The organism is Streptomyces sp., from assembly GCF_036524955.1.
Lineage (GTDB): Bacteria > Actinomycetota > Actinomycetes > Streptomycetales > Streptomycetaceae > Actinacidiphila.
On sequence record NZ_DATDBG010000045.1, the window covers coordinates 1 to 21,684 of the forward strand.

The 21,684-nt window shown below is 74.2% G+C and carries 18 protein-coding genes; 5 read left to right on the forward strand and 13 right to left on the reverse strand.

What is annotated here, in order from left to right; all coding sequences use genetic code 11:
• The 3 genes from VIW71_RS03885 to VIW71_RS03895 all read right to left on the reverse strand — a co-directional run.
• A partial coding sequence (locus tag VIW71_RS03885) for a glycosyltransferase (RefSeq protein WP_331620518.1) occupies positions 1 to 1,070 on the reverse strand: 1,070 nt, incomplete at its 3' end.
• Positions 1,067 to 2,188, reverse strand: coding sequence for a glycosyltransferase family 4 protein (locus tag VIW71_RS03890; RefSeq protein WP_331620519.1), 1,122 nt, complete (start codon positions 2,186 to 2,188; stop codon positions 1,067 to 1,069). The genes VIW71_RS03890 and VIW71_RS03885, both read right to left, overlap by 4 nt.
• An 82-nt stretch (positions 2,189 to 2,270) precedes the next feature.
• Positions 2,271 to 3,698: a HEAT repeat domain-containing protein gene (locus VIW71_RS03895; protein ID WP_331620520.1), complete on the reverse strand. Its 1,428-nt coding sequence runs from the start codon at positions 3,696 to 3,698 to the stop codon at positions 2,271 to 2,273.
• Between the two features lie 461 nt (positions 3,699 to 4,159).
• Between VIW71_RS03895 and VIW71_RS03900 the strand changes: the two genes are divergently transcribed.
• Positions 4,160 to 5,620: a PP2C family protein-serine/threonine phosphatase gene (locus VIW71_RS03900; protein ID WP_331620521.1), complete on the forward strand. Its 1,461-nt coding sequence runs from the start codon at positions 4,160 to 4,162 to the stop codon at positions 5,618 to 5,620.
• Positions 5,621 to 5,666: 46 nt separating this feature from the next.
• On the opposite strand, the gene VIW71_RS03905 is transcribed toward VIW71_RS03900, so the two are convergent.
• A complete protein-coding gene (locus tag VIW71_RS03905; protein ID WP_331620522.1) occupies positions 5,667 to 7,163 on the reverse strand; it encodes a hypothetical protein in 1,497 nt (498 codons plus the stop codon).
• 349 nt (positions 7,164 to 7,512) lie between these two features.
• Between VIW71_RS03905 and VIW71_RS03910 the strand changes: the two genes are divergently transcribed.
• Positions 7,513 to 8,595, forward strand: coding sequence for an aminoglycoside phosphotransferase family protein (locus VIW71_RS03910; protein WP_331620523.1), 1,083 nt, complete (start codon positions 7,513 to 7,515; stop codon positions 8,593 to 8,595).
• 336 nt (positions 8,596 to 8,931) lie between these two features.
• Positions 8,932 to 10,935: an N-acetylmuramoyl-L-alanine amidase gene (locus VIW71_RS03915; RefSeq protein WP_414720641.1), complete on the forward strand. Its 2,004-nt coding sequence runs from the start codon at positions 8,932 to 8,934 to the stop codon at positions 10,933 to 10,935.
• A gap of 75 nt (positions 10,936 to 11,010) precedes the next feature.
• Here the strand turns inward: VIW71_RS03915 and VIW71_RS03920 are convergent, their stop codons facing one another.
• From VIW71_RS03920 to VIW71_RS03940, 6 genes are all read right to left on the reverse strand, one after another.
• Complete coding sequence (locus VIW71_RS03920; protein ID WP_331620525.1) at positions 11,011 to 11,511, reverse strand: hypothetical protein; 501 nt, start codon at positions 11,509 to 11,511, stop codon at positions 11,011 to 11,013.
• Between the two features lie 362 nt (positions 11,512 to 11,873).
• Positions 11,874 to 12,026, reverse strand: coding sequence for a CGNR zinc finger domain-containing protein (locus VIW71_RS26495; protein WP_414720643.1), 153 nt, complete (start codon positions 12,024 to 12,026; stop codon positions 11,874 to 11,876).
• Entirely contained in the window at positions 12,020 to 12,397 is a 378-nt protein-coding gene (locus tag VIW71_RS26500) for an ABATE domain-containing protein (RefSeq protein ID WP_414720642.1), read from the reverse strand. The genes VIW71_RS26495 and VIW71_RS26500 overlap by 7 nt, the downstream gene beginning before the upstream one ends.
• A 208-nt stretch (positions 12,398 to 12,605) precedes the next feature.
• Positions 12,606 to 12,845 (reverse strand): DUF397 domain-containing protein, encoded by a 240-nt coding sequence (locus VIW71_RS03930; RefSeq protein WP_331620527.1) that lies wholly within the window; start codon positions 12,843 to 12,845, stop codon positions 12,606 to 12,608.
• A gap of 636 nt (positions 12,846 to 13,481) precedes the next feature.
• A complete protein-coding gene (locus VIW71_RS03935) occupies positions 13,482 to 15,584 on the reverse strand; it encodes a tetratricopeptide repeat protein (protein WP_414720644.1) in 2,103 nt (700 codons plus the stop codon).
• 247 nt (positions 15,585 to 15,831) lie between these two features.
• Complete coding sequence (locus tag VIW71_RS03940) at positions 15,832 to 16,698, reverse strand: oxygenase MpaB family protein (protein ID WP_331620529.1); 867 nt, start codon at positions 16,696 to 16,698, stop codon at positions 15,832 to 15,834.
• 183 nt (positions 16,699 to 16,881) lie between these two features.
• Between VIW71_RS03940 and VIW71_RS03945 the strand changes: the two genes are divergently transcribed.
• Positions 16,882 to 18,843, forward strand: coding sequence for an ABC transporter ATP-binding protein (locus VIW71_RS03945; RefSeq protein WP_331620531.1), 1,962 nt, complete (start codon positions 16,882 to 16,884; stop codon positions 18,841 to 18,843).
• Positions 18,844 to 18,965: 122 nt separating this feature from the next.
• Entirely contained in the window at positions 18,966 to 19,724 is a 759-nt protein-coding gene (locus VIW71_RS03950) for an SDR family oxidoreductase (protein WP_331620532.1), read from the forward strand.
• Positions 19,725 to 19,778: 54 nt separating this feature from the next.
• Here VIW71_RS03950 and crcB read toward each other — a convergent pair whose 3' ends face one another.
• Genes crcB through VIW71_RS03965 form a run of 3 tightly spaced genes read right to left on the reverse strand, consistent with a single transcriptional unit; the run spans position 19,779 to position 20,934 of the window.
• On the reverse strand, positions 19,779 to 20,153 hold the full coding sequence (crcB, locus tag VIW71_RS03955; RefSeq protein WP_331620533.1) for a fluoride efflux transporter CrcB: 375 nt from the start codon (positions 20,151 to 20,153) through the stop codon (positions 19,779 to 19,781).
• Positions 20,150 to 20,506, reverse strand: coding sequence for a DUF190 domain-containing protein (locus VIW71_RS03960; protein WP_331620534.1), 357 nt, complete (start codon positions 20,504 to 20,506; stop codon positions 20,150 to 20,152). Before VIW71_RS03960 ends, crcB begins: the two co-directional genes overlap by 4 nt.
• Positions 20,503 to 20,934, reverse strand: a complete 432-nt coding sequence (locus tag VIW71_RS03965; RefSeq protein WP_331620536.1) for a FluC/FEX family fluoride channel — start codon at positions 20,932 to 20,934, stop codon at positions 20,503 to 20,505. Before VIW71_RS03965 ends, VIW71_RS03960 begins: the two co-directional genes overlap by 4 nt.
• Positions 20,935 to 21,684: the final 750 nt, after the last annotated feature.

Sequence of the window (21,684 nt, forward strand, 5' to 3'; positions counted from 1 at the left end):
GCTTCCGGCGCGGCCAGCACCCGCTGGACGGCCGCCGCGTACTCGGCCGGCCGGTCGGCGGCGGCGCCCGCCGGGCCGAGCAGGACGGGCAGCGCCGAGCAGGCGCTGGCGACCACGGGTGTGCCGCAGGCCAGCGCCTCCAGGGCCGCGAGGCCGAAGGTCTCCACCGGTCCCGGTGCCAGCGCCACGTCGGCGGTGGCCAGCAGCGCCGCCAGGTCGGTGCGGGCAGCGACGTGTCCGAGGAAGGTGACGGGCAGCCGGGCGGCCTTCGCCTGCGTGCTCAGCCGGGCCCGCAGCGGTCCTTCGCCGGCCACCACCAGCGCCGCGTCGACGCCTGAACCGCGCAGGTGGGCGAGGGTTTCCAGGGCGACGCCGGGGCGCTTTTCCAGGGAGAGCCGGGAGCACAGCACGAGGACCACGCCGGCGCCCGGCGCGTACTTCTGCCGCACCCGCGGGTCGTGGCAGGCCGGGTGCCAGGTGTCCAGGTCGACTCCGAGCGGGGCGCGGACGACGTTGCGGGCGCCGATCCGTGCGAACTCGGCGGCGGCCCACGCGGTGGTGCACACGATCTTCGTATAGGCCAGCGCGGTACGGTGGTTGAGGGCGTCGGCGGCGCGGCGGGCGGTCCCGGAGGGCAGTCCCCAGGTGCCGAGCACGCCGTCGGTGCTCTCGTGCGAGACCATGACGGCGGGCACCCGGTGCCGCCGGGCCCACTCGCCGGTCCAGCGCAGGGTGGTGCGGTCGGAGACCTCCAGCCGGTCGGGCGCGAGGTCGGCGAGGACGGCCTCGACCGGGGCGCGTCGGGCGAGCACCCGGTAGCCTCCGGTGCCGGGGATCTCGGGTCCCGGCAGGGTGATGACCCGGCCCTGCGGGGTGAGTTCGTCGGACGCCTCGCGGCCGGGTACGACGAGGACGGGTTCGTGGCCGGCCGCCGCGTATCCCTCGCCGAGGTGGCGCAGCGCGGTGCGCAGGCCTCCGGAGACGGGTGTGACGAAGTTGGCGAGCCGGACGATGCGCAGGCCCCGCTCGGGTTCGCGGACGACGGTGTCGTAGGAGAGTCGGGTGGTCACGCGGCTGCCGCCTCGCGCTCGCCGAGCACCTGGTCGTAGTGGCCGAGCAGTTGGTCGCCGACCGCCTCCCAGGTGCGGTCGGCCACCTCGCTCCGGGCCGCGGCGCCGTACCGGACGCGCAGCCGTGGATCGCCGTGCAGCCGCCGGACCGCGTCCCGTACGGCGGCGGCGTCGCCGGGCGGCACGAGCAGCCCGGTGCGGCCCTGGGCGACGAGGTCGAGCGGGCCGCCGGCCGCGGGTGCGATGACGGGCAGACCGCTGGCCATGGCTTCCTGGACGGTCTGGCAGAAGGTCTCGAAGGGCCCGGTGTGGCAGAAGACGTCCAGTGAGGCGTAGACGCGGGCGAGGTCGTCGCCGGTTCTGCGGCCGAGGAAGACCGCTCCGGGGAGGGCGGCCCGCAGTGCGGGCGTGCTGGGGCCGTCGCCGGTGATCACCACCCGCACCCCGGGCAGCGCGCAGGTCTCGGCGAGGAGTTCGACGTGCTTCTCGGGGGCGAGCCGGCCGACGTAGCCGACGATCAGTTCGCCGCGCGGGGCGAGTTCGCGGCGCAGCGCCTCGTCGCGGTGGCCGGGGTGGAAGCGTGCGGAGTCGACGCCGCGCGGCCAGAGGTGGACCCGGGGCACGCCGTGTTCGGCGAGGGCGGTCAGGGAGGCGGTGGAAGGGGCGAGGGTGCGGGCCGCGGCGGTGTGCACGGCCCGGATCCGGCGCCAGGCGGCGGCCTCGCCGGCGTTCAGATAGGTCCTGGCGTATCCGGCCAGGTCGGTCTGGTAGACGGCGACGGCCGGGACGCGCATCCGGGTGGCGGCGGCCAGCCCGCGCGCCCCCAGCACGAACGGGCTGGCGAGGTGGACCAGGTCGGCCCGGTGCGCCGCGATGGCGGCGGCGGTACGGCGACCGGGCAGCGCCACCCGTACCTGCGGGTAGCCGGGCAGCGGCAGGGAGGGGACGCGGACCACCGGGCAGGGGTTCTGTCCGGAATCGGGCCCGTACGGTCCGGCCGGCGCCACGACCAGCGGTTCGTGGCCGCGCCGGGCGAGGTGTTCGGCCGTGCGCAGGGCGCAGTGGGCCACTCCGTTGACGTCCGGTGGAAAGGACTCGGTGACGATGGCGACACGCATACGGTGGTTGTCGCCGCCGTGGACGTTGTCAGGGCCACGCGCATCTGTCCCGGAGTGGAACGGCCCATGAGCGTTCGGGGACCTACCGGCCCGGGCCCCCCGAGCTGAGCCGGCCGCGCACCGCCGTCTGCACCTCGGCCTCCTCCGCCGGATCGGCGGCCAGCCGGCGCAGCTGCGCGAGGACCCGTACGTCCCCCGACGTGGCCCGGTGCGCGGCGAGTTCCCTGGTGCTCTCCTCGCAGTCCCACAGGCACTCGACGGCGAAACCGGCGGCGAACCCGGGGTCGGCGGTGGCGAGCGCGCGGGCCGCGGCGCCGCGCAACTGGGAGGAGGTCGTCTCGCGGTAAAGGTGGCGGAGTACGGGTGCGGCGCGGTGTTCGGCGAGCCGTCCGACGCCTTCGACCAGCGCGTCCAGGCCGTCGGCGTCGGAACCGCCGGTCTGCACGGTGCGGCGCAGCGCGGCCAGCACGAGGTCGGCGTCCTGCGGTCCGCCGTGCCGGGCCAGCGTCCGGGCGGCGGCGGAGCCCAGCGGGTCGGTGCGTACCGCCCAGGCGCGGGCGCGGGTCATGGCGTCGTCGTCGCGGAGCCGTTCGAAGGATTCCAGGGCGGCGCGGGCGACGAGGTCGTCGCCGCTGGCAGCGGCGGCTTCGATCAAATCGAGGCGTTCGGGGTCGCGGCGGTCGGTCAGGTGGCGCACCGCGGCGGCGCGGGCGGCGGACGGGCCGTGCAGCGCGGCGTCCAGCAGCGCGGGGCGGTCCTCGGGGCCCGCGACGGCGGCCAGGCAGCGGGCGGCGGGCTGATCGCGTTCGACCGCGGGATACGCGGCCAGGCCCTGCTGGGCCCAGTGAAGGACGGCGGGGACGCTCCAGCCGGGGGTGGGGCCCGCGGGTCGCAGCTGCCGCTGCCAGCGGTCGAAGGAGACCTGCTCGGTGGCCTTGCGGACCCGGGCAGCGGTGACGGGCCGGGCGGTGTCCTCGGCCCAGAGCTGCCAGGGGCGCGGCTCGTACGCCTCGCGGACCGCACGGGTCAGCGCCGCCTCGCCCTCCGGGGTGTGCGGGAAGCGGGCCACGACCGCGGAGCCGAGCGAGCGCAGGCCCGCCTCGTCGTCCCGGACCGCGAGTTCGTCCAGGGCCCACTCCCAGCAGCCGCCGCCGGCCGCGTACCGCCGTAGCAGGTGCAGCGCGTCGCGACGGCCGTATCCGGCCAGATGACCGAGGACGGACAACGCCAGGCCGCAGCGGTGCTCGTCGGCGGTGATCAGGTCGTCGGGGTGGAAGAGGTGCTGTTCGATCCCGTCGAGCGGGCCTTCCAGATCGGAGTAGAGGCGCGCGTAATAAAGGGAGCGCGATTCGACCCGCCAGTCGAGCCGGGGGTCGCGCAGCACACACTGCTCCAGGGCGGCGAGTGCCTCCGCCCGCGGCGCCGCGAGGGCGTGCAGAGGCCCGTCTCCGCGTCCTCTCTGCAGGAGGCCGAGAAGGGTGCCACTGGGCGCTATGTCTGGGTCGAACATGAGGTCAGCATCCGGTGCGGGGGGTTCCATGGCAACGGGATTTCCGCTGCCGGTGCCCGGCATCCTTACCGGCCGGCGGGCGATTCACACCCGGTCGGAGCGGGGGATCCGTGGGAACGGGCGGCGGAAGCCTACCGACTCGGGGGGCGCGATGTCGCTTCCGCTTCGGCGGCGGAGGCCGTCACCGGGGCTGGCGCACGGCGGTTCCGGCGGCGTGCGGACTGCGTACGGACGGCGCACGGAGGGGCAGGGAGCCGGCCGCCCGACCCGGCCGCGTGGCGCCGTCGAAGCCGCCCGGGTGGCCGGAAATCCGCTGGGCTTTTGACATATGCCAGAAGCACCACCAGATCGGGTATCGCTGAAACCCTTACAGACAGTCGCTCCCTGTGCAACAGTCGTTACCGGTCTTCTGTCCGCCACGGCGGTCAAGCGCCTGCCAGCAGACACGTTCGGAGTGCGTCATGCCGTCCCCCACGCACGCGGATCACACCGCCGCACAGCCACCGGACCCCGGTGCGGTGGACGCGCTGATCACCCAGGCGCGTCAGCTGAGGACGCGGGTCGACGCGGTGCTGCGGGACAGCGTGGCCGCCGCGGAGGACCCGCAGTTGCGCTGGCAGCGGGCGCTGTGCGATCTCGCCGTGCACCAGCTCGACGACCTGGGCACCCACCTCGGTCAGCTCAGGGACGGCTTCGAACCGGAGGGGCCGGCGGAGCTGCCGCCCGACGCCCCGTCCCGGTTCCCGCTCCCCGGCCCCGCGGCGGCCGGCGCCCGGGGCCGGGCCGGCAGCGCCGAGTGGAACCTGCTCACCGACGACGTGACCTGGTCCGACGAGCTCTACCGGATCTTCGGGCGGGACCCCGAGGAGGGCCCCCTGACCCTGGACGAGCTGCCGTCCTGGCTCTTCTCCGAGGACCAGTACCTGCTCACCGAGATGGTGACCGGCTGCCTGGTGGACGCGCGGCCGATCGACGGTGAGTTCCGTATCGTGCGCGCGGACGGTTCGGTGCGCACGGTGCACATGGTGGGCGAGCCGGTGCTCGGCGCCGACGGCAGCACGGAGTCCATGTGGGCCGTGCTGCGCGACGTCAGTGACCTGCGCCGCAGCCAGCGGACGCTGAGGGAGACCCGTGATTCCCTGGAGCGTCAGCGGCAGGTCGCGCGGACCGAGCGGCGGCTGGCGGTCGAACTGCAGGAGGCCGTGCTCCCCCCGTGGCGCGACACCCTGCGGTTCCCGCAGGACGGCGGCGCCACCACGATGGATCTCGCGGCGTACTACCTTCCCCCCGCCACCGCCGCCCTGATCGGCGGCGACTGGTACGACGCGATGCAGCTTCCCGACGGCTCCTCCTTACTGACCGTGGGCGACCTCACCGGACACGGCGTCGCCGCCACCTCCGGGATGGCGATGATGCTCGGCGCTCTGCGCGGTATGGCCGTGGCGGGCCTCCGGCCCGGCCCCCTGATGGGCTGGCTCAACGAACTGCTCGACTCTTCGGCGCACCCCGCTCTCGGCAGCGCCCTGTGCTGCCGGTACGAGCCGGACACCCGGGTGCTGCACTGGTCCCAGGCCGGGCACCCCGCACCGCTGTTGTTCCGCGACGGCGCGGGGCGCGTCCTGGACGCGCCGGACGGCGTGCTGCTCGGTTCCACCCCCGGCGCGCGGTACGCCGAGGCGCGCGAGCAACTGGCCGCCGGCGACCTGCTGGTGCTGCACACCGACGGGCTGGTCCCGCGCCGCACGCCCGCCGTGACGGCCGCCGGACCGGAGGCGGAGAGCGGCGTCCACCGGCTGCTCGCCATGGCACCGCTGTTCGCCGGCGCCGCCTCCGCGCAGGACTGCGTGCGCATGGTGGCCGCGGAGTTCGACGCCGCGGAGCGCGAGGACGACGCCTGCGTACTGATCGCAAGGATCGCCTGATCCGTGTGCCGGCCCGTTCGGCGTCAGGCCGGCCGCCGGCCGGTGCTCATACGGACACTCCGCCGCCGCTCGGCTTGGCCTTCGTGCCGCGCCCGCCCGTCGCCCTGGGCATCGCCGCCTCGATCTCCCGCCGAAGGTCCTGCACCTTGCCGCAGTCGGCGAACCGGCCGGTGAGCCGGTACATCTCGCGCAGCCGGTCCCAGGTGCGGTGCGAGGAGGTCTGACCGATGGTCAGCAGAGCCATCCGGGCGTAGCGGTCGGCCTGTTCGGGGTCGTCCGCGATGAAGCAGGCCGACGCCAGCGACAGGTAGTCGAAGATCATCGACCGATCGTGGCCGCCGGTCCGCAGCTTGATCGCCTGCTTGGCGTGGATCTGCGCCTGGGCCGCCGCCGCCGGGTCGTGGTCGGCCAGCGTGCGGTAGGCGAGCGCGTGCATGCCGTGCAGGTCGGCCTCGTCGAAGTTCTGCATCCAGCTCGGCGGCGGTACGTCGCCGCGGTCGGAGGCGAACAGTTCCTCGGCCTCTCCGAGGGTCCGCCGCATCGCCTGGCCGCGGCCCATGGACGCCTGCGCCCACGCCTCGACGGTCTGCAGCATGGCCCGGGTCCTGGGCAGAGCGGTGTCGCCGGAGCCGGACTTGGCGAGCTTCATCAGGTCCAGCGCGTCGTCCGGCCGGCCCAGATGCACCATCTGGCGGGCCGCCCTGGACAGCGCCTCGCCGGCCCGCGGCCGGTCGCCGCCCTCCCGGGCGGCGTGCGCGGCGATCACGAAGTACTTCTGGGCGGTGGGTTCCAGGCCGACGTCGTGGGACATCCAGCCGGCCAGCACCGCGAGGTTGGCGGCCACCCCCCACAGTCTGCGCTGGAGGTGCGGCGGGTGCCGGAAGGAGAGCATGCCGCCCACCTCGTTGAGCTGGCCCACCACCGCCTTGCGTTGCAGCCCGCCGCCGCGGGACGCGTCCCAGGCCCGGAACACCTCGACCGAGTGTTCCAGGGACTCGATCTCCTGGGAGCCGATCGGCGCCGCCTCGTAGCGGTCGTAGGCGGCGGGGTCTGCGCGCAGTGGATCGTCGAAGACCGGTGCGTCGGCCGCCAGGGCCGGGTCGGTGTGCAGCCAGTCGTACATGGCCTTACTGAGTACGGAACCGGAGGCGAGCGCGGCGCTCGCGCCCACCAGACCGCGTCGGTTGAACATGAGGTCCATTCCCGTGAATTCGGTGAGGACCGCGGCGGTTCGTCCGGCCGACCAGTACAGCCCCTCCGCGGGCTGTCTCCTGCCTGTCTGCCGACGCCGGTCGAACCCGAGATCCTCGATGGTCACGACACGGCCGAGACGCTCGGTGAACAGCGCGGCCAACACCTTCGGCACGGGTTCGCGCGGCGACTCCCCGGTGGCGATCCACCGGCGCACCCGCGACGTGTCGGTCGCCAGCTGCGGGTGGCCCATGGCCGCCGCCTGCCGGTTGACCAGCCGTGCGAGTTCGCCCTTGGACCATCCGGTGAGTCCGAACAGGTCCGCGAGTCGGGTGTTGGCTTCGTTGCCCACGTCAAGCCCCCAGGTTCCTCGGCACTGTTGACACTATTCCCACTGGCAACGGCCTCGCGAGTATTCGCCAGGGTTCGCCAGGGTCCGCCAGATGGTCTGCCACCCGCGCCCGGGTGTCAGGTAGGAACGCGCCACCCCGGCCCGGCAGCAGCCGGTACCCGGCCGGTCCCTGGCGGGGCTGCGACGGGGAGGGAGATCCGGCGCGTGAAGGGGCCGGTTCCGTCGGTCCGGAGCCGCATTCCCCAGGGTGCGGCCTCGGCCGGCGGAGTCCGGTCCGGGCACGCGCCCGCCGCTTCCGCCGCGGTGGCGTCCCGAACCTGTCGGCGCGCGAAGGGATCTGCTTCTTCTCATGTATTCGGCATCCACCTCCCTGTCCGCCCCGCCCCGCCCCGCGTACCCCGCTGCCGCGGAGCCCGTTCTCCGTCCGCACCCGTCGTCCCCCGTCGGACGGAGCGCGCCGGGCGGCTCCCATCCGCTCAGCGGGAGACTCGACTTGACCGGCCCGCAGGGGACCCAGCTGCGCACCGCCGTCGCCGCCGTTCAGCGGATCTGCCCCGATTTCATCCCCGCGCAGTTGCTGCGCCGGGGCGGCCGGACCGCGTTGCTGATCGGTACCTCCGGGCGTGCGCCGGCGGTCGCCAAATGCCTGCTCGACCATTCACCGGCCTGGGCGGAACGTTTCCGCCACGAGATAGCGGCCTACCGCACCTTCGTCCGGCACCGTCCGCCGGTACGGGTGCCACGGCTGATCGCCGCCGACCCGGACAGTTGCGTGCTGGTGATGGAGCGGATGACAGGGCGTGTGGTGTCGCCGCAGCGGCACCCGGCGCGCGTGCCGACCAGGGGTGACGTACGCGCGGCGCTGTCTGCGTATACGCGGGTCAACATGTGGCGCCCGCCGGCCGGTACGTTCGAGGCGCCGATCGACTATCCGGCCCGGATCGGCCGCTACCACGAACTCGGCCTGCTCACCGACCGGGACCTGGGCGATCTGCAGAAGCTGCTGCACGGACTGGCTCACGCACAGGGGCAGTTCTGCCACGGGGACGCGATGCTCTCCAATGTGCTGCTGTCGCCGGCCGGGCCCTCGCTGGTGGACTGGGAGCACGCGGGCTGGTACCTGCCGGGGTACGACCTGGCGGTGCTGTGGTCGGTCCTGGCCGGCGACGCGGCGGCCCGGCGGCAGATCAGCCAGCAGGCGCAGTCGGCCGGGCCGGCGGCGCGCGACGCGTTCCTGGTCAACCTGATGCTGGTGCTGACCCGGGAGATCCGCACCTACGAGACGGCCGTGCAGCGCACCATGCGCGCTCCGGGCCCGGTGGCACCCGGCGCGGCCGAGGCGGGCGAGGAGCAGCGGCTGCTGCTGCGGCGACTGCACGACGACTGCGGCATGGCCCGCCGGGCGGTACGCGCCGCGGTCGGCACCCGCTGACGGGGTGAGCGGGCACCAGCCGTCACAACGGCCGTCGACCGGCTTTGATCAGTACGGTGTCACGCGCGTTCGGCAGCCGCCGTCGGGTCCGGGGCCGGCACCGAACGGGCCGGTGAACCGTCGGCCGCCGGGACCGTACGATTTCACACCTCGTCACACGCGCCCCACAGGTCTACGCCACTGACGCGGAGCAGGTCGGCGCCACGGGCCGCGGAAATTCCGCCGAAATGCGCGTTGACGTGCGAAGACACTGTCGTATACGGGTAGTTGACGGATGTTCCGGCAGCCGATACCTCTGTGATGCCGATCGACAGGTATCACTTCGAGGAGGCCGCTGTGCAAGGATCCGCTCCCCCGTCCGGCAGACGCCGCGGACGGCGCGTGCTGCGTACCGCGACGGCTGCCGTCGCCGCCGCGGTGCTGTTGCCGGTGTTCGGGACCGCGCAGGCGGCCGAGCCCGCCCCGGAGGCGGCGGAAACGCTTCAGCAGGCGTTCGCCGACGCGGCGGCGAACTATCAGGTGCCGCAGAGCGTGCTGCTCGGCGTGGCGTACATGGAGTCGCGCTGGGACACCCACCAGGGCCTGCCCAGCGTCACCGGCGGCTACGGACCGATGCATCTGACCGACGCGCGTACCGCGCTGACGGAGTTTCCGCAGGAGGGCGCGGGCGACGGCGGCGAAGACGGGCGCGGTGACGACACCCGGCCGCTGATCACCACGGCCACCGCCGAGGCGCCCGACCTCGCGGCGCTGCCCGCGAACCTCACCACGCTGGACCGGGCGGCGACACTGACCGGCCTGCCCGCCGAGGCGCTGCGCGAGGACGCGGCGACCAACGTGGCGGGTGGTGCGGCCCTGCTCGCCGACACGCAGGCGCAGCTCGCCGAGCCGCTGAGCTCCGACCCCGCGGACTGGTACGCGGCGGTCGCCCGCTACTCCGGCGCCGACGACGAGGCCACCGCCGTCGCCTTCGCCGACGACGTCTTCGCCGTCATCGAACAGGGCCAGGCGCGTACCAACGACACCGGCGAGCAGGTCACGCTGAGCGCCGAACCGTCGCTCGCACCCGCCCCCGGCCAGGCCGGCCTGATCGGGCTGAAGAAGCACAACGCGGACGGCACCGAGTGCCCGGCGGACCTGGGCTGCGAGTGGGTTCCTGCTCCGTACCGGGACCTCGGCGGCGGCGACTACGGCAACCACGACCTCGGCGACCGCCCGAACACCCAGACGATCGACACGATCGTCATCCACGACACCGAGGGCTACTGGAACACGGCGATGAGCCTGGTCCAGAACCCGGACTACCTGGCCTGGCACTACACCGTCAGGTCCGTCGACGGACACGTCGCCCAGCACGTGCAGACCAAGGACGTCGGCTGGCACGCCGGCAACTGGTACCTCAACGCCAAGTCCATCGGCATCGAGCACGAGGGCTTCCTGATCGACCCGGGCACCTGGTACACGGAGGCGATGTACCACTCGTCCGCGCGGCTGGTGCGCTACCTCGCGGCGAAGTACCACATCCCGCTGGACCGGCAGCACATCCTGGGCCACGACAACGTGCCGGGCCCGACCGCCTCCTACATCAGGGGCATGCACACCGACCCCGGGCCGTACTGGGACTGGGCCCACTACATGGCGCTGATGGGCGCGCCCCTGCACGCCAACGCCGGTCCGTGGGGCGGCGCGGTGACGATCCGGCCGGAGTACGAGGCCAACAAGCCGCTCTACACCGGCTGCGTCAAGGCGGGCGACACCTGCCCGGCGCGCGGCTCGGAGGCGATCCGGCTCCACACGGCACCGAGCACCACCGCACCGCTGGTCAAGGACGTGGGCCTGGGCGCCGGCCCGAGCACCACCGGCGTCAACGACGTGGGCGCGCGGGCCTCGACCGGCCAGCAGTTCGCGGTCGCCGAGCGGCAGGGCGACTGGACAGCCATCTGGTACCTCGGCCAGAAGGCGTGGTTCCACAACCCGGCCGAGCAGCCCACCGCCGTGAACACGGTGGCCCTGGTCGTCACCCCGAAGCCGGGCCTGGCCGGCGTCCCGGTCTACGGCCGCGCCTACCCGGAGGCCTCCGCCTACCCGCCCGGCGTGCCGGTGCAGGGCATCTTCGCGATGCCGTACCAGGTCCTCGCCGGTCAGCGGTACGTGACCCGGAACCTGGTGCACGGCGAGTACTACTACGCGGTCACCTTCGACGAGGCGAGCCACCGGGTGGTACGCGGCAAGCAGCTCTACTTCGAGATCCAGCTCGGGCACCGGGTGGAGTACGTGAAGGCCGACGATGTGACGGTGCAGGTGTCGGGGGCGCCGCCCGGGCACTCGCCAGAGGACTGAGCCCGCGCTGACATACGTGAGGGCGCCCCCGGATCACTCCGGAGGCGCCCTCACACAGGTCCGGACCGTCGCGGCTCAGCCGGCCTGGAACATCTCCGCGGGCAGCGGCTTCAGCAACTGGTAGAGGTCGTCGGTGATCGGCCGGTCCCAGGTGGCGATGGTGACCTGGACGCCGTCGCTGCGGTCGAACTGGGCGCAGGCGATCCGCGACTCGGAGATCTTGATCCGCCGGACGATCAGCAGGCTGTCGCCGTGCATCACCGGGGTGTCCTCGATCTCGGTGACCTCGGCGGGCTCGTCGTTGCCCAGCGCCGCCAGCAACTGGGCGACCTCGAACGGCACCTGCCCCGGGTCCAGCTCCCGCGCGGGCGAGCCGGGCGGCAGGTTCCCGATCAGCATCGCGGGTCCGCGCCCGCCGAACAGGTCGTACCGCAGATAGATGCCCTGGCAGGTGCCGTCGGGCCCGGGCAGCAGCCCGGCCCCCAGGTCTCCGGGCCAGTCCCCCGGGTCCATCGCGAGGACATCGAAGTCCGGACCGGTGGGCGTGGCGGCGCTACGGCGGCGGAGGAACGACATGTCGCCATCGTACGGGCAGCCCCAGCCAAGGGGGACCCGGGTGTCACGCCGTCCCGTGGCCGGGGCGTCGCCGGAGGGCCCGCACCCGCTTGCGGCGCACCGGACGGTGTGCCGGAATGGCCGTGCCGATCGGTCACTGGCAGGAGACGCGACCGGCACGGCACGGCTGCCGTACCCGTAGAGGCACCCTCCGAGCCGACCACGGCGCACACTGCCACGCGCCACCGGCCGCTCGCCAGACCTCCACGGCCCCGCCCCACGCCAAAGCCTCCGTGCGCCCCGCGTGCGCCCCCCTTACCGCCCGTATCCCGCGAGCGGCACCGAGCCGGGGCGCGCTGGTCCGGGGCACAGGGATGTACGGGTCAGCCGGGGGCTTCGGCCGCGCGCTCGCGGCGGCGGGCGCTGTGGCGGGCGACCCGCGCCCGGTTGCCGCAGGAGGGCCTGCACCATTCCCGCCGGGGGTGCTGCTTGACGAAATACCGGACGCACCGGGGGGCCGGGCAGGCCCTCAGCAGGTCACGCTCGGGCCGGCGAGAAAGCCGATGGCCGAGCGGGCGAGAGCCGCGGGCGAGCCGGGCCGGCGGGCGTGTGCGCCCCGGACACCGCCTCGCGTGCGGTGGGCGGCCCGTCCTGCGGCCAGTCGAGGCGCGGGGCGACCGGCACCCGCGGAGACCGCGTTCAGCCGGTCGAGCCGCTCCCGGGCGCTCGGCAGCCGGCCCGATTCCGCCGAGCGCGCCGCCCCCGGTGACACGGCCCGCGCGAAGAGCGCCCGTACGGCTGTCCGCACCTCCACGACGGCCGCGAGCGCCGCCGTGTCCGCGACGAACCCGCCCGCCTCACCGCCTTCTGGCCGCCCGGCTCGCCGGGCGTCACCCGGTGGGCGCACTCACCGGCGACCCGCTGCCGCCGCTGGGCCCCTGGCCGTGACGGCCGCCGTCCAGCGGGCGACGCACCGCCCCGGCAGGACACGGAAGCACGATGCGCCGCCCCGGTGGGACACGGAGGCGAACGGCCGCCGCCGGCCGGGGCCGCGTACGGCATCACACCGTACGCGCATCACGCCGTACGCCCGGGGCGGCGGTGACCGCCGACGGTCAGGTGAGGTCGAACTCGCCGTCCCGGGCGCCGAGGACGAAGGCGCGCCACTCGGCTGGGGTGAAGATCAGCGCCGGGCCGTCCGGGTTGCGCCCGTCCCGCATGGCGATGTAGCCCTCCACGAAGGCGATCTGCACATCGCCGGAGCCCTGGCTGCTGGACAGCCACTCCGCGTCCGTCAGGTCGACCTGCGGCTTCTTCCCGTTGGCCAACGGCTGTCCGATGGTGCTTTCGGCCACGTCCGCTCTCCTCCCACGTCGTCGTCCTTGCTCAGCCTATCCATCGCGACGGTGGGCCACACAAGATGCGCGAACCCGCCCGCCAACCCCCTCTTTCGGGGCATACTGCGGCCCCCTGTGATGACAACTCCCCACGGGCGCAGGCGTGTTGGACCACAGCGCGCGGGCTTGATCAGCCGGGTCATGAACGAACATGATCACGATCGCCGGGCCGGCGTCGGACGTGAACCCCCGCTCGCCCCCGGACTCGACCCCGCCCGTACCGCACTGGTGCTGATCGATCTGCGACCGCGGTCGGCTTCGCCCGTGGCCCGGCCGTCGGCGCCCCTCCGCTCGCCGCGACCCGCCGGTCCCGCCCCCTGCCGCCGGACGCCGAGCCGCAGGCCGTGATCACCGGCGTGCTGGAGGAGCTCCCGGCGCTGGCCACCCGCCCCGGCGCCCGGGTGTCGCGCCGCACCATGAGCTGGGCGATCTCGGCGCGGTGGGCGCGTCGCGGGACTGCGCCCGGTGGAGTGGGACGGGTGCCGCAGACCGTGCCGTCGCCGTCGGGCATTGCCCACAGAAGGACGCGGCTCGCGGCGACGGCGGGGGGCCGGCAGGGCCCGGTCGCGGTCGGCCGCCGTGGCCGGCGCGGGGTCAGAGCCGCTCCGGCGCCTTCTCCCGCTGTGCGGAAACCCGGCGGTACAACGCCTGCGCCTCCGCACTGCGGCCGAGCTGTTCCAGGCAGTGGGCCTGCTCGTTGCGGCTGGTGAGGGTGGCGCGGTGGGCCGGGCCGAGCACGCTCTCGCGGGCGTCGGCCACCTCCTGGTAGACGGTCAGCGCGTCGGCCCAGCGGCCGAGCCACCCCAGGCAGACCGCGATCTCCCGCTTGCTGACCAGTGTGTCGGGATGGGTGGCGCCGAGCACCCGGGCCCGTACCGCCGCGACGTCCCGGGCCTCGGCGAGCGCGCGGTCCCAGTGGCCGAGCCGGCCCAGGTCGACGCCGAGCGCGTGCCGGGCCCGCAGGGTCTCCGCGTCGGCGGAACCGGCCATGCGGGTGCGATCGGCGACCAGACCCTCGTAGAGCGCGAGCGCCTCCGCGCTGCGGCCGAGCCGGCCGAGGCAGATGCCGGTCTCGTACCGGGCGGCCAGCGTCTCCGCATGGTCGGGGCCCAGCACCCGGGCACGCGCCGTCGCGACCTCGCGGAACGTGTCCAGCGCGTCGGCCCAGCGCCCGGTACGGCCGAGGGTGTACCCGACCTCGAACCGGCTCACCAGTGTCGCGGGGTGGTCTGCGCCCAGCACCCGGGCACGCGCGCCGGCCACCTCCGCCGCCGTCGCGTGCGCCTCCTCCGTACGCCCGGACTGAGCGAGGTTGACGGCGAGGTTGTGCTTGCACTGGAGCGTGTCGGGATGGTCGGCGCCGATCGTGCGCTCCCGGGCGGCGAGCACCGCCGAATACACCTGGTGGGCCGCCGGATGGTGCCCGAGCCGGCCGAGCGCGTACGCCGCCTCGTGCCGCGCCGCGAGCGTGTCGGGGTGGTCGGGGCCGAGCACCCGGCGGCGTACGTCGGCCACGTACTCGTACACCCGCAGGGCCTCCTCGACGCGGCCGAGCCGGGTGAGGCAGTAGGCGGCCTCGTGGTGGCTGGCGAGCGTGTCGGGGTGGTCCGGGCCCAGGGTGTGGTCGCGGTCGGTGGCGACCGCGATGTGCAGGTCGTAGGCCTGCCGCCAGTCGCCGGTCCGGGCGAGGTCGATCGCTTCGGTGTGCCGGGCGGCGAGCGTGCCGGGTTCGGCGGCGACGGCCATCGTGCGGGTGGACCAGGCGCCGCTGAGTCCGGGGTACGGCGGCGCGGTGATGCGGTGGGCGCGGGTGGACCTGGCGGCGGTGCCCGTGGTCAGGCTCCTGGCCCAGGCGGGCACCCCGGCCCCGGACGCGGAAACCGTCCCCGGGGCGGTGACGCTCGCCGCGGCGCGCATCCCCTTGAGTCTGCCGCCGACGTCCGCCGCGTCCTGCGGCCGGTCCTCGGGGTCCTTGGCGAGCAGGTCGAGGATGAGGCGTTCGAGGTCGCCGGGGAGTTCGGGGCGCTTGGCGCGCGGCGGTTCCGGCGGGGTGTCGCGGTGGCCGACCAGGATCGACCAGGCGTCGCCGAGGTCGAACGGCGGGGCGCCGGTGGCGAGTTCGTACAGTACGCAGCCGAGCGAGTAGAGGTCGCTGCGGTGGTCGACCTCGGCGGAGCCGCCGATCTGCTCGGGCGACATGTAGTTCGGGGTGCCCATCGCCACGCCGGTGCCGGTGAGGCGGGAGGTGAAACCGATGTCGTGGCCGAGGCGTGCGATGCCGAAGTCGCAGATCTTCACGGCACCGTCGGTGAGCCGCATGATGTTGGCCGGTTTCAGGTCCCGGTGGACGATGCCCTGGGCGTGCGTGTACTCCAGCGCGGCAGCGACCTGTTCGGCGATGTCGGTGATGTCCGGGACGGGCAGCGGGTGGCGGCGGGCGTCGTCCAGCACCTGGAGCAGGTTGCGGCCTTCGAGCAGTTCCATCACCAGGTAGAGGACGCCGTCGTGCTCGCCGAAGTCGTGGACGACGGTGATGCCGCGGTGCTGGAGCGCGGCGGCGACCCTGGCCTCCCGGCGGAAACGTTCCTGAAGGATGCGGGTGAAGCCGGCGTCGCGGGACTGCCCGACCGGTTTGAGGCATTTGACCGCGACGCGCCGGCCCAGCGACTCGTCCAGGGCGCGCCACACCTCACCCATGCCGCCCCGGCCGATCAGCTCGTGCAACCGGTAGCGGCCATGGATCAGCGTGCCGTCGCCCCCGGCGCGGCCCGTACCACCGGTACTGGCCGGCCCGCCGGTGCCTCCCGGGGCCCCGGGGTTCCCGCCGCCCGGTCCCTGATGTCCGTCATGATGTCCAGCCGCCATCGTGCGCCGCCGCCCCCGTACCTCTCGGTGCTTCCCCGGTCCCAGTATGGCCGTGACCGGCGGCGCGCGGGACCGCACATCAGGGCATGTCGGGAAGCCGCGCGCGCAGCCGGTACGCGGACGGATGGGTGCCCGGTCCGAGCCGGCCGACCGCCTTGAGGATGTGCCCGGGCGGCAACTGCCAGCGCAGGGTGGACGGGACGGCCCGCAGCAGCAGCCCCGCGGCGCGCAGCCGCCGGGTGGTCGCCGCCTCCGACGGCGGCACGCGGCCGTACAACGCGTGCGCGTAAGGCGGCAGCGCCGCGAACGCCGTCCCGGCGACGGTCCGCCACAGCGTGAGCCGTACCGGCAGCAGCACCCTCGGCACCGGCGGGGCCTTGAGGAAGTCGATCACCTCGTACGCCTCGGGGGTCGCGGCGAGTTCCGGCCGGACCTTCTCGAAGTAGCGGGCCAGCTCCGTGGTGTCGGCGGGCACCTGCCCGGGGTCGAGGCCGACCAGCCGGGCGGCCTCGCGCTGCTCGTCGACGTAGGCGTCGGCCTGCGCGTCGGTGACCGGATAGCCGGAGCGGCGGGCGACGTGCAGATAGGAGTCGATCTCGGCGCAGTGCACCCACAGCAGCAACTCGGGGTCGTCGACGGCGAACCGCTCACCCGTGTCGGGGTCGGTCGCCGACAGCCTGCGGTGGAGGGCGCGTATCCGGGCGCCCGCGCGCTCGGCGGCGGGCGTGGTGCCGTAGGTGATCTCGCCGACGAAGGACGCGGTCCGCAGCAGCCTGCCCCAGGCGTCTCGCCGGAAGTCGGAGTTCTGTACGACACCGCGCACCGCGCGGGGGTGCAGTGCCTGGAGGTACAGCGCGCGTACCCCGCCGACCCACATGACCGGGTCGCCGTGCATCTGCCAGGTCACCGAGTCGGGCCCGAACAGCCCGGGGTCCGCGTCACGCATGGCATCCTCCTTCGTCAGCCCACGGTAACTGCTGCGGGGCCGGGCCGGAGGGCGGTCCAGGACGTGATCGGGGGCGCTCGCCGCGGCTCGGACCGCGGTTGCCGGGGGTGCGTTGTCAGTGGGGTCTGTCACTCTGTGTGGGAGAACGAGTTCGCTGAGTGAGAGAACTGCTGGGGAGGGGCGATGGGATTCGGGACCAATCGGTTGCGTGGGGCGCGCGGACCGGCGGAGCAGCCGGTCTCACAGAGCGAGGAGGAACTGTTCGGCGGTCCGCTGCGCTACGACGCCGGGTTCAGCCGGTACGAGTACGCGTATCTGGATCTGACGCTGCTGTCGATGGCCCGGTCCCTGCCCCAACTGGTCGGCGCGACGCTGCGGTTGGCGTGGCGGGCCGACCATCGGGCGCTGCTGGCGGTGGGTCTGGCCGAGGTGGGTCGCGGGGTCGGCCAGGCGGCCGGGCTGCTGGTCACCAACCGGGTATTGGGGGCCCTGTTCGCCTCCGGCGGCACCTCGCAGCGGCTGCGTGAGGCACTGCCCGCACTGATCGCGGCGGCCTCGGTGGCGGTCGTGCTCGCGGTACTCGCCGCGGTGTCCACGGCGGGCACCGGACGGCTGGAGCCGAAGGTCGAACGGCTGGCGACCGAACAGTACCTGGCGGGCGCGGCGCGGGTGGAGCTCTCCGCGATCGAGGACGCCGAGTTCCACAAGCTCCTGGACTCGGCGCGCTACGGCACGGCCTCCGCGCGGCGGATGACAGGCACCTGCGTGGCGGCGGTGAACGGCGTCATCGCCTTCGCCGCCTCGGCGAGCGTGCTGACCGTGCTCCATCCCGCGCTGCTGCCGCTGCTCGTGCTGATCGCCCTGCCGCGAAGCTGGGGCGCGCTGCGGGTCGCCCAGCGCCGCTACACCTCGATGATGAACTGGATCGAGCACGCCAGGGCCGGTCATCTGCTCGCCAATCTGCTGACCGAGCGCACCGCCGCGCCCGAGGTGCGGGTGCACGGGGTCGGGCCCTTCCTGCTCGGCCACTTCCGGCAGATGTCGGAGACCGCGGAGGCGGAGCAGACCCGGCTGGCGGACGAACGCGCGCTGACCGAACTGGTGGCCGCCGCGCTGTCCGGGGCTGCCACCCTGGCGACGTATGCCGCGCTGGCCGGGCTGATGCTCGGCGGCGGCATGCCGATAGCGGTCGCGGGCACCGCTGTGCTCGCCATCCGCACCGGCTCGGCGAGCCTGGCCGCGCTGGTCACCCACATCAACCGGGCGTACGAGGAGGCGCTGTTCGTCCGGGACCTGGAGCGGCTGGTCGAGCAGGCGGAGCAGCGGAGCATCCCGGCGGGCGGACTGGCCGTCCGCCCGCCCGAGCGGCACATCCGGTTCGAGAAGGTGACGTTCACCTATCCCGACCGGGACACGCCCGCCCTGGACGCGGTGACGCTGACCGTCCCCGCGGGCAAGGTGGTGGCGCTGGTCGGGGAGAACGGCTCCGGGAAGTCGACGCTGGTCAAGGTACTGGCCGGGCTGCACCTGCCGGATTCGGGGCGGGTGTGGTGGGACGAGGTGGACGCGGCGCTCGCCGACCGGGACCAGATCTTCGCCCAAGTGGCCATGGTGACCCAGGACTTCCAGCGGTGGCCTTTCACCGCCCAGTCCAATGTGGCCATCGGGCAGCCGGAAATCCCCGTACAGCGCGACCGGCTGGACCGGGCGGTGGCGTACGCGGGTGCGACCGACCTGGTGGAGTCGCTGCCGCGCGGGCTGCGGACGCTGCTGGCCCGCCAGTTCCGCGGCGGGCACGAGCTGTCCGGCGGGCAGTGGCAGCGGATCGGCATCGGCCGCGCCCGCTACCGGCAGGCGTCGGTCATCATCTGCGACGAGCCCACCAGTGCGCTCGACCCGAAAGCGGAGATCGAGACCTTCGACAAGATCCGCGGGCTGGCGGCGGACGGCCAGACCGTCCTCCTGGTCACCCACCGCCTGGCGGCGGTGCGGCACGCCGACCTCATCCACGTGCTGCACGAGGGACGCGTGGTGGAGTCGGGCAGCCACAGCGAACTGCTCGCCCTGCCCTCGGGGCGCTACCGCACACTGTTCCGCCTCCAGTCCGACCAGTACGCGGCCGATCCGGTGCCGGGCACGCGGTAAGGGGCTGTTCCGGGGCGTGGGGTGCAGGTGCCACGCAGCTCGGTTCCGGCGACGATGACGGAGGGGGTGCCGGGTGGCGGCCGTGCACGTCGCGGCCGGTACGGCGAGAGAAGGGCGGGCGTATGCGCGTAGCGGTGGCGGGCGGAACGGGTGTGGCGGGGCGGCAGGTGGTCGAGGCCCTGACCGTACGGGGCCATGAGCCGGTGGTCGTGGCGCGCTCCCGGGGCGTGGACCTGCTCACCGGCGAGGGCTTGGACGCGGCGCTCGCCTCGGTGGACGCGGTGATCGACGTCTCCAACACGGTCACCGCGAGCCGGCGGAAGGCGGAGGCGTTCTTCGAGACCGCCGGGCGGAACCTGATGACCGCCGAGGAGCGGGCGGGAGTCGGGCACCACGTCACGCTGTCCATCGTGGGCATCGACCGGGTCGGCCTCGGCTACTACCGGGGCAAGCTCCGCCAGGAGGCGGTGGTGCGGGCCGGCAGGGTGCCGTGGACGGTGCTGCGGGCCACGCAGTTCCTCGAGTTCCCCGATCAGGTGCTGGCGCTGATGCCGGGACCGGTCGCGGTGGTGCCTCGGATGCGGATCCAGCCGGTCGCGGTACGGGAGGTGGCCGCCGCGCTGGCCGAGCTGGCGGCGGGGCCGCCGCTGGGCATGGCGCCGGAACTGGCGGGGCCCCGCGAAGAGGAACTCGCCGACCTGGCCCGGCGGGTGCTGCGGGCCCGGGGCGAGCGCCGCCGGGTACTGGCGGTGCGGCTGCCGGGCGCGACCGGCCGGGCACTGGCGGGCGGCGCCCTGCTGCCCGCCGAGCCGGGGCCGCGCGCCACGCGCACCTTCGACGAGTGGCTGGCCGCCGAGACCTCCGCCCCGGACCGCCCGTGACACCTGTGGGGCGGTGGCGATCCTGCCGCCCCTCCTCCGGCGCCGGGGCCGCGCTCAGCTCCAGATCGCCTGGGCCAGCGCCGTACCGGTGAACGCGGCGCCGAGACCGGCTGTCACGCTGCCGACGACGTTGGCCAGGGCGTAGAACCGCGCCCCGCTCTCGGCAAGCCGGAGCGTCTCATAGGAGAAGGTGGAGTACGTCGTCAGAGCACCGCACAGCCCGGTGCCGATGAGCAGGTTCAGGTGGGAGGAGGCGGCGCCCGCGGTGACCGCCCCCGTGAGCAGGCCCAGGACCAGGCAGCCGATTACGTTGACGGTGAAGGTCCCCCAGGGGAAGACGCTGTCGTGCCTGGCCTGCACGGTGCGGTCGGTGAGGTAGCGCAGCGGCGCGCCGACCGCGGCGCCGGCGATCACCAGCAGCCAGTTCACCGCCGGCCCTCCCCGCACTCGTCCCGGCCGCTGTGGCGGATGACCTCGCAGGCGTCGAGGACGACCAGGCCCTCGGTGACGAGTTCGTCCAGTTCGGGAAGAAAGGCGCGGACCCGGTCCTCGGTGTCCACGATCACCACGGCCACCGGCAGCTCCTCGCTGAGCGAGAGCAGGCGGGTGGTGTGGATCAGCGAGGACGCGCCGAAGCCCTCGATACCGCGGAACACCGAGGCGCCGGCCAGACCCGCCCGGCGTGCCCGGTGCACGATCTCGGTGAACAGCGGCTTGTGGTGCCACCTGTCGTTCTCGCCGATGAGGACGGTGACGCGCAGCGCGGAGCCGTTGAGTCTCACTTCTGCCTCCGGGTGACGGCCCGCCGGGTCAGGGCCGCCGCCGCCCACACCGACGCGAGGGCGACGACAGGGGTGAGCCCGAGACAGGCGAGGGCGATCCGCGGGTGGCCGCCGTCGGTGAGCCGCCGTACGTCCGTGGCGTAGGTGGAGAACGTCGTGAATCCGCCGAGGACGCCGGTGCCGAAGAAGGGCCGTACGAGGCGGTGTGCGGCCCGGACGTCGGTGATGATCACCATGAGGATGCCGATGACCGCGCACCCGAGAGCGTTGACGGTCAGCGTGGTCCAGGGGAACGCGTCGGCGGCGGTGGGCCACAGCAGGCCGGCCCCGTACCGCCCGCAGGCCCCGATCGCGCCGCCCGCCGCGACGACGGCGACCACCGGCCCCTGACTCCGGCCCGCCCGGCGTCCGGCGCGCTGCCCGGGCATGCGCAGGCCGAGGCCGGGATCGACGGGTTCTCGGACGGGGGGCTCTGTCACGGGGATCTCCTACTCGCAGGGCGCGGAAGCAGCACGACGTGCGCGTCGCAAGCAGGGACCGTTGGCGGCGTACGCGCCGCGGTTCCGGTACGGCGGGCCCCACCGCCGCGCGACAGCCGGAGGCCGGCGCCGCGCTCAGCTTACCGGGCAGGGGGCGCGCGCTCCCGTCGGCCGGGAGAAGCCGCGGCACCGTTGCGCCCGCTCGCCCGCCGCCTGGAGCCTGGGGCCCGCGCCCCGGGCCCCCTGCACGGCCGGGGCCGCCCGCGTTCGAATCAGCACCGCCCCACTCCGAACCGGCGCGGAGAACGGGCCGCTGTCCGCCCCGTGTCAACGGCTGCGCCTGCCATGCCCCCGGATGGTCCGTTTCGACCTGCTTCGGGCCTGGTGTCCACGGCGGGTCGGTGCTCCACTGGGAGCACGAGCCGACAGCCGCGGTCATCGCCCGCGGCCCAGGGGGACATGATGAGGCGCACCATGACGCACAGAGCAAGAAGAACCAGAGCCGCCGGCGTTGTCGGAACCGCCGGACGCCGGCGCGTCCCGCTCTGCCTGGCCGCCGCGCTCGCGGCAGCCTCCGTACTGTCGGCGTGCGGAGGCGGCGGGAGTGCCGGCCCGTCCGGCACGTCGCCCACAGCCGGCGCACCGGGTACGCGTACCAGCGGCACGACCACGACCACCGGCGGCACCGCCCCCACCCCC

Bases quoted from the DNA above. Each gene is read 5' to 3' on its own strand.
- VIW71_RS03890 (WP_331620519.1), bottom strand. From the start codon at position 2,188: ATGCGTGTCGCCATCGTCACCGAGTCCTTTCCACCGGACGTCAACGGA.
- VIW71_RS03895 (WP_331620520.1), bottom strand. From the start codon at position 3,698: ATGTTCGACCCAGACATAGCGCCCAGTGGCACCCTTCTCGGCCTCCTG.
- VIW71_RS03900 (WP_331620521.1), top strand. From the start codon at position 4,160: ATGCCGTCCCCCACGCACGCGGATCACACCGCCGCACAGCCACCGGAC.
- VIW71_RS03910 (WP_331620523.1), top strand. From the start codon at position 7,513: ATGTATTCGGCATCCACCTCCCTGTCCGCCCCGCCCCGCCCCGCGTAC.
- VIW71_RS03920 (WP_331620525.1), bottom strand. From the start codon at position 11,511: ATGTCGTTCCTCCGCCGCCGTAGCGCCGCCACGCCCACCGGTCCGGAC.
- VIW71_RS03935 (WP_414720644.1), bottom strand. From the start codon at position 15,584: ATGGGTGAGGTGTGGCGCGCCCTGGACGAGTCGCTGGGCCGGCGCGTC.
- VIW71_RS03940 (WP_331620529.1), bottom strand. From the start codon at position 16,698: ATGCGTGACGCGGACCCCGGGCTGTTCGGGCCCGACTCGGTGACCTGG.
- VIW71_RS03945 (WP_331620531.1), top strand. From the start codon at position 16,882: ATGGGATTCGGGACCAATCGGTTGCGTGGGGCGCGCGGACCGGCGGAG.
- VIW71_RS03950 (WP_331620532.1), top strand. From the start codon at position 18,966: ATGCGCGTAGCGGTGGCGGGCGGAACGGGTGTGGCGGGGCGGCAGGTG.
- VIW71_RS03965 (WP_331620536.1), bottom strand. From the start codon at position 20,934: ATGCCCGGGCAGCGCGCCGGACGCCGGGCGGGCCGGAGTCAGGGGCCG.